This window comes from Dysosmobacter sp., assembly GCF_034093755.1.
In the GTDB taxonomy this organism is placed as follows: Bacteria; Bacillota; Clostridia; order Oscillospirales; family Oscillospiraceae; genus Oscillibacter.
The window spans coordinates 24,563-31,139 of record NZ_JAXEBZ010000071.1 but is presented as its reverse complement, the minus strand read 5'-3'; the positions used below and the strand labels follow the sequence as shown (position 1 = coordinate 31,139).

The 6,577-nt window shown below is 65.4% G+C and carries 7 protein-coding genes; all 7 read left to right on the top strand.

The genetic code is table 11. The features are described 5' to 3' along the window. Positions 1–272: 272 nt before the first annotated feature. From SOX55_RS09610 to SOX55_RS09580, 7 genes are read left to right on the top strand one after another with little or no spacing between them, the layout of a single operon-like run. Positions 273–1,127, top strand: coding sequence for an energy-coupling factor transporter ATPase (locus SOX55_RS09610; protein WP_325287229.1), 855 nt, complete (start codon positions 273–275; stop codon positions 1,125–1,127). Between the two features lie 15 nt (positions 1,128–1,142). Further along, positions 1,143–2,009, top strand: a complete 867-nt coding sequence (locus SOX55_RS09605; protein WP_325287228.1) for an energy-coupling factor transporter ATPase — start codon at positions 1,143–1,145, stop codon at positions 2,007–2,009. Then, complete coding sequence (locus SOX55_RS09600; protein WP_325287227.1) at positions 2,003–2,806, top strand: energy-coupling factor transporter transmembrane component T family protein; 804 nt, start codon at positions 2,003–2,005, stop codon at positions 2,804–2,806. The genes SOX55_RS09605 and SOX55_RS09600 overlap by 7 nt, the downstream gene beginning before the upstream one ends. A 20-nt stretch (positions 2,807–2,826) precedes the next feature. Next, on the top strand, positions 2,827–3,711 hold the full coding sequence (locus SOX55_RS09595) for a hypothetical protein (protein WP_325287226.1): 885 nt from the start codon (positions 2,827–2,829) through the stop codon (positions 3,709–3,711). 16 nt (positions 3,712–3,727) lie between these two features. Beyond that, on the top strand, positions 3,728–4,636 hold the full coding sequence (locus tag SOX55_RS09590) for a hypothetical protein (protein WP_325287225.1): 909 nt from the start codon (positions 3,728–3,730) through the stop codon (positions 4,634–4,636). 17 nt (positions 4,637–4,653) lie between these two features. Continuing rightward, a complete protein-coding gene (gene truA, locus SOX55_RS09585) occupies positions 4,654–5,409 on the top strand; it encodes a tRNA pseudouridine(38-40) synthase TruA (RefSeq protein WP_325287224.1) in 756 nt (251 codons plus the stop codon). Continuing rightward, on the top strand, positions 5,402–6,535 hold the full coding sequence (locus SOX55_RS09580) for a DUF5711 family protein (RefSeq protein WP_325287223.1): 1,134 nt from the start codon (positions 5,402–5,404) through the stop codon (positions 6,533–6,535). The genes truA and SOX55_RS09580 overlap by 8 nt, the downstream gene beginning before the upstream one ends. Positions 6,536–6,577 lie beyond the last annotated feature (42 nt).

The window sequence follows — 6,577 nt, the reverse complement described above, 5'->3', positions numbered from 1 at the left end:
ACGGGCGCAATCCACCGTCGCGGCATTACGATTCCCGGCCCCGTTGGGGCCGCCAATCGTGCCGCTTCCTCGAAACAGCTTCGCTCTATCCGCCGCTGGCGGCGCTTCGGCTGTTTCCACCAGTCTGCGGACTGGTGTGTGCGCCCAAGGCGCACGGGTCGAGGTATTTTCGCCACGTACACGCCGCGGCGAAAATAATTCCAATTTGTTTTCGCTCCGCGAAAATTTTGTGCTCAATTCTGCGCTCAACTCTACGAAAGCGATGGATGCTTATGGCAACGATGATCGAAACAAAAGACCTCTCCTTCACCTATCCGGCCCCGGAGGAGGGGGGACGGGACACTGTCGCTCTGCGGGAGGTGTCACTGTCCATTGAAAAGGGCAGCTTTGTGGTGGTGCTGGGCCACAACGGCTCCGGCAAATCCACCCTGGCCAAGACCTTCAACGCCGTGCTGCTGCCGGCGGGAGGCCATGTGTACGTGGAGGGCATGGACACCCTGAATGAGGAGCTGCTGCTGGCCATCCGCCAGCGGGTGGGCATGGTGTTCCAGAACCCGGACAACCAGATTGTGGCCAACGTGGTGGAAGAGGACGTGGCCTTCGCCCCGGAGAACCTGGGCGTCCCCACGGAGGAGATCCGCCGCCGGGTGGACGAGGCGCTGAAGGCGGTGGGCATGTTCGAGTTCGTGAAGCACGCCCCCCATCTTCTGTCCGGCGGCCAGAAGCAGCGCATCGCCATCGCCGGCGTCATCGCCATGGAGCCGGAGTGCATCGTGCTGGACGAGGCCACCGCCATGCTGGACCCCATCGGCCGCCAGGAGGTGCTGTCCACCGTCCACCGGCTGAACCGGGAGAAGGGCATCACCGTGGTGCTGATCACCCACCACATGAACGAGGCGGAGGACGCCGACCGCGTCATCGTCATGGATGACGGCCGGGTGGCCATGGACGGCACCCCCAAAGAGGTGTTCGTCCGGGCGGAGGAGCTGTGGTCCATGGGCCTGACGGTGCCGGACACCGTGGCGCTGCTGTACGGCCTGCGCCAGAGCGGCATGGACGTGCCGCTGGACGCCCTGACGGTGGACGAGTGCGCCGACGCCATCTGCCACGCCATTCCGGGGAAGTAAGAGGAGACAACAACGGTGAAAGACATTCTGCAGATCGAAAACCTGACCCACACCTACGGCGCCGGAACGCCCTTCCGGCGCAACGCCGTGGAGAACCTGTCCTTCACGGTGAAGCAGGGGGAGTTCCTGGGCATCATCGGCCATACCGGGTCCGGCAAGTCCACCCTGATTCAGCATCTCAACGGACTGCTGAAGCCCACCTCCGGCCGCGTCCTGCTGGACGGAAAGGACATCTGGGCGGAGCCGAAGAAAATCCGGGACGTGCGGTTCCGGGTGGGTCTGGTGTTCCAGTACCCGGAGTACCAGCTGTTTGAGGAGACGGTGTACAAGGACATCGCCTTCGGCCCCATCAACATGGGCAAAACCGGCGACGAGCTGGACCGGTGCGTCCGGGAGACCGCCAAGCTGGTGGGCCTGAAAAGCGAGACGCTTGAGAAGTCCCCCTTTGAGCTGTCCGGCGGCCAGAAGCGCCGGGTGGCCCTGGCGGGCGTCATGGCCATGGAGCCGGAGGTGCTGATTCTGGACGAGCCCACGGCGGGCCTGGACCCGGCGGGCCGGGAGAACCTGATGGCCAACATCCGGGACTTCCACCGCAACCGGGGCAACACCGTGATTCTGGTGAGCCACAGCATGGACGAGGTGGCCCGGAACGTGGACCGCATTCTGGTGCTGAAATCCTCCCACATCCTGATGGAGGGCACGCCCCGCCAGGTGTTCGCCCGGGCGGAGGAGCTGATCTCCGCGGGACTGGACGTGCCTGAGGTGACCCGGGTGGCCATGGCCCTCCGGCAGCGGGGGCTGCCCATTGACCCGGCGGTGTACACCGTGGAGGAGCTGCGGGAGGAGCTGGTGAAGCTGGAGAAAGGCGGTGCGGTATGCTGAAAGACATTACCCTGGGCCAGTATTTTCCAGGCGACACCCCCGCCCACAAGCTGGACCCCCGGACGAAAATCCTGCTGGTGGTGGTTTATATCGTGGCGCTGTTCAGCGCCCGGGGACTGGTGTCCTACGGGCTGACGGCCCTGGCGCTGGCGGTGTGCGTGCGGATTTCCAGGGTGGGCCTGAAGGCCCTGGTGCGGGGACTGAAGCCGGTGCTGTTCATCATTCTCTTCACCGCCGTGCTGAACATGCTGTTCACTCCCGGCGCGGAGCTGGTGCGCGTCGGCTTTGTGCGGATCACCGACGCGGGACTGCGGAACGCCTTCCGGATGGTGGTGCGCATCATGCTGCTGATTATGGGCACCTTCCTGCTGACCTACACCACCAGCCCCATCTCCCTCACCGACGGTCTGGAGCGGCTGCTGAACGGGCTGAAGCGGTTCCGGGTGCCGGTTCACGAGCTGGCCATGATGATGTCCATCGCCCTGCGGTTCATCCCCACCCTCATTGAGGAGACGGACAAGATCATGTCCGCCCAGAAGGCCCGGGGCGCCGATTTTGAGAGCGGAAACATCTTCCAGAAGGCCAAGGCCCTGGTGCCCATTCTGGTGCCGCTGTTCATCAGCGCCTTCCGGCGGGCCGACGAGCTGGCCACCGCCATGGAGTGCCGCTGCTACCACGGCGGCGAGGGCCGCACCAGACTCCATGTGCTGAAATATGAGCGCCGGGACTATGTGGCACTGTCCGTGGGCGTGGTGCTGATGATCGTGATTATGGTGCTGGGCCGCCTGGGCCTGTAAACAGGGGAGGAGACGGTACGGTGGGGTTCCTGAAAAAGAACGGGCCGGCGCTTCTGGCGCTGGCGCTGTGCGCCGTCCTGGCCGCGGCGCTGCTCCGGCAGAGCGGGGAGATCAGCCGTCTGCAGGCGGAGCTGACGGAACAGCGGCAGACAGCGGAGCATTGGAAGGAGCGCCTGGAGGAAAGGGACGCCGCCTTGCAGGCGCTGCAGGCCGGCGAGGACCGGCGGACCCCCTCCGTCACATTTGCGAATCCGACGGTCAACACCGCGGACCGGCTGCTGAGTGTGGATGTGATCGCGGAGCTGCCGGCTGCGGCGGAACGCAGCCTGACGGTCGGCTTTTGCCGTCCGGGTGAACCCTGGCGTATGGCCTGGAAGCAGGAGCGGTTCCGCCGGAGTGAGAGCGGAGCCTATACACAGACGGTGACCTTTCCCCTGGACCTGGAGATGGGGCTGGAGTTGCGGCTGGAGGACGACACGGTGCTGTTCAGCTGCGATTCCGTCACGGAACTGCTGCCGCTGCGGCTCAGCCAGGGCAGCACCTCCTGGCATTACAGCAGCCGGGAGCAGACCCTTTCCCAGTGCGACTGGAGCGCCGGACTGATGGACATAGCGGGCAGGGAGGTACAGGCCGCGGACGGCGAGTTCCGGGTCTACCGGAACGGAACCCTGGTGTTCACCGGGCGGCAGATGCCGGATAGTACGGATGTGGAAGTGAACGGGGAGATCCTGGACGGCGTCGGTCTGGAGTGCGCGCCCGGGGACCGGATACGGATCAGCTACGCCTGTACGGATTCCTTTGGCCTGCGGTATGAGTTCCCGTTTTTTGAGCGGATTGCCATGCGGTGGGATGACATGGAGGAGCTTCCGGTGTCCTACCGTCCCACCGTCACCTGGCCGGAGTGACAGAGAGGAGATTGCTGTGAAGAAGTGGCTGTATGGGGCGCCGCTGGCGCTGTGCGTGGTCCTGCTGGCGGCAGTCCTCCGGCAGAATCAGAGGTTTGACGCGCTGCACACGGAGATTTCCACGCTGACGGCGGCGCTGGAGCGGCAGACGCAGGCGGCCTCGGACCTGCGGGAGCAGATGGAGGCGCTGGAGCGCTCCATTTCTCAGGGGCCGGCCCTGACGGACTGGTCCGTCACGCCTGTCAGCGTGGATACCGCCCTCCGGGAGCTGACGGTCCGCGTCTCCGTCACGCCGGCGGAGGGCCGGGACATCCGGGTGGACCGGGCCATCGCCCACCGTCCCGACGTGGACCCGGCGGAGAACCAGCAGTGGCCCGGGGCTTACAGCTTTGACGAGCTGACCGACGGCACCGTCTGCGGCGAGCTGACGCTGCCCTACGCGGAGGAAAGCCCGGTGGCCTTCACCGTGGTCTATGAGGAGGACGGACAGCGCCGCACCCGGGAGATCGCCCGGTACGATTCCATGGACGATCTGCTGCCGGTGCGCCTGGCGGAGAACTGGGGTGAGATGGGCTACAACATGTCCGGCGATGGACGGCTGTACCTGGTCCACCAGAGCGTGACGCTGGCGGACGGCGCGGCGGTGGAGGAGCCGGTGTACCGTCTGCTGAAAAACGGAGCCGTGGCGGTGGAGGCCCCGGCGGAGCCCATGGAGGAGCCGGGAACGTATTCCGGATACACGCATCTGGAATCCTTCGGCGGCCTGCCCTGTGCCGCCGGGGACCGGGTGGAGCTGCGCTTTGCCTGCACGGACCAGTACGGGCTCCGCTATGAGTTCCCCCTCCGCGCCTGGGACATTGTCTCACCTTGGCAAACGGCGGAGCGCTGGCCGGAGAGCGGCGTGCGCGTCATCTGGCCGGAGTGAAAGTGAAGGAGAAGGAAATGCGCAATATCGCACTGAAACTGATGTACAACGGTACTGCCTACCACGGGTGGCAGGTCCAGAAAAACGCCGTCACCGTCTGCGAGACGCTGCAGAAGGCCATCAGCCAGATCACCGGGGAACCGGTCCACGTCACCGGCTGCGGCCGCACCGACGCCGGAGTCCACGCGGAGAAGTACATCGCCAACTTCCGCACCAACTCCCGCATCCCCCTGGACCGGCTGCCCTTCGCCATCAACACCCACACCCCGGAGGACATCGCCGTGGAGCGGGCCTTCGAGGTGGCGGAGGATTTCAACGCCACCACCTCCTGCGTCAAAAAGGAGTACACCTACCGCATCTACAACTCCCGATTCAAGAATCCGTTTTATGTCAACCGGGCGTATTTCTACCCCAAACGGCTGGACGAGGAATTTCTCAACCGGGCGGCCCATATGTTTGTGGGGACTCACGACTTCCGGGCGGTGCGCTCCGTGGGCACGGAAACCCGCACCACCGTCCGCACCATCTACTGGTGCGACGTCACCCGCAGCGGCGACCTCATTGAACTGAAGGTCTGCGCCGACGGCTTTTTGTACAACATGGTGCGGGCCATCACCGGCACGGTGCTGTACGCGGCGGAAGGGAAATTCCTGCCGGAGGACATTCCGGCGATTCTGGACAGCGGCGACCGGCGTCTGGCGGGGCCTACCGTCCCGCCGGGGGGACTGTATCTGACGAGGCTTTGGTATGAGGATGAACGGCTCAATGGATGAAAACAAGCGGAAAAAGAAACACCGGGTGCTGCCATTCCTGCTGGTGATCGCGGCGGTGGCGGCGGTGGTGGTGTTCGCCGCCTACCGGGACGGCACCGGCCTTGACGTGCTGCGGCGGCACTTCTCCTACGGCGGCAGCCAGGAGAGCGGCGCGGTGCGGTTTACCTACGATCCGTCGGCCAAAAACCGCTGCGCCGCCGTGGGCGACGGGCTGGCGGTGCTGTCCGGCACGGAGTTCCGGGTGCTGGACGGCCGGGGGCAGGAGGTGTACTCCGTCCCGGTGGCCATGGAGAATCCGGCGCTGGTGTCCGGCGGCGGCCGGGCGGCGGCCTATGATGTGGGGGGCACGGAGCTGTACGTGGCGGACCTCACCGGAGAGGTGGTCCACCTGACGGCGGACCCGGCGGAGCCTTACATCTCCGTGACGCTCAACGAAAAGGGCTGGATGGCCGTCACGGCCAAGCAGAAGGGATACAAGGGCGGCGTCACCGTCTACAACGATCAGATGAAGGAGACTTTTGTGTTCCACTCCTCGGAGCGGTTCGTGACGGAGGCCTGCGTGGACGGAAGCTGCCGGGAGCTGGCGGCGGTGACCCTGGGCCAGGATGACAGCGTGTTTGTCAGCAGCATTCTCTTCTACCCGCTGGACAGCGAGGAACCCAGAGGTGTCTGGGAGGTCAGGGACGGCCTGGTGGTGTCCGTGACCGGGCGGGGCGGCCAGTTTGCCGCCCTCAGCGACACGTGCCTGGCCTTCTCCGGCAAGGACGGGGACGGCCCGGTGTACAGCTTCGCGGGGCAGTACCTGCGGGAGTATGACCTGGGGGGTGAGGATTTCAGCGTGCTGCTGCTGAACCGGTACCAGTCCGGCAGCGTGGGCCGTCTGGTGACGGTGGATGACGAGGGGCAGGAGATCGCCTCCCTCAGCGTCAGTGAGCAGGTGCTGGGGGTGTCCGCCGCCGGGCGGTACGCGGCGGTGCTGTACAGCGACAAGCTGGTGCTGTACAACCGGGAGCTGCAGGAGTATGCCAGCCTCACCGGCACGGATTACGCCCGTGGCGTGCTGATGCGCTCCGACGGCTCGGCGCTGCTGCTGGCCTCCGACAGTGCCAGAATCTTCCTGCCCTGACGGAGGGCGGCGAAGAACACAGAAATTGGGCGAGTGTTCATA

Bases quoted from the DNA above. Each gene is read 5' to 3' on its own strand.
- SOX55_RS09610 (WP_325287229.1), top strand. From the start codon at position 273: ATGGCAACGATGATCGAAACAAAAGACCTCTCCTTCACCTATCCGGCC.
- SOX55_RS09600 (WP_325287227.1), top strand. From the start codon at position 2,003: ATGCTGAAAGACATTACCCTGGGCCAGTATTTTCCAGGCGACACCCCC.
- truA (WP_325287224.1), top strand. From the start codon at position 4,654: ATGCGCAATATCGCACTGAAACTGATGTACAACGGTACTGCCTACCAC.
- SOX55_RS09580 (WP_325287223.1), top strand. From the start codon at position 5,402: ATGGATGAAAACAAGCGGAAAAAGAAACACCGGGTGCTGCCATTCCTG.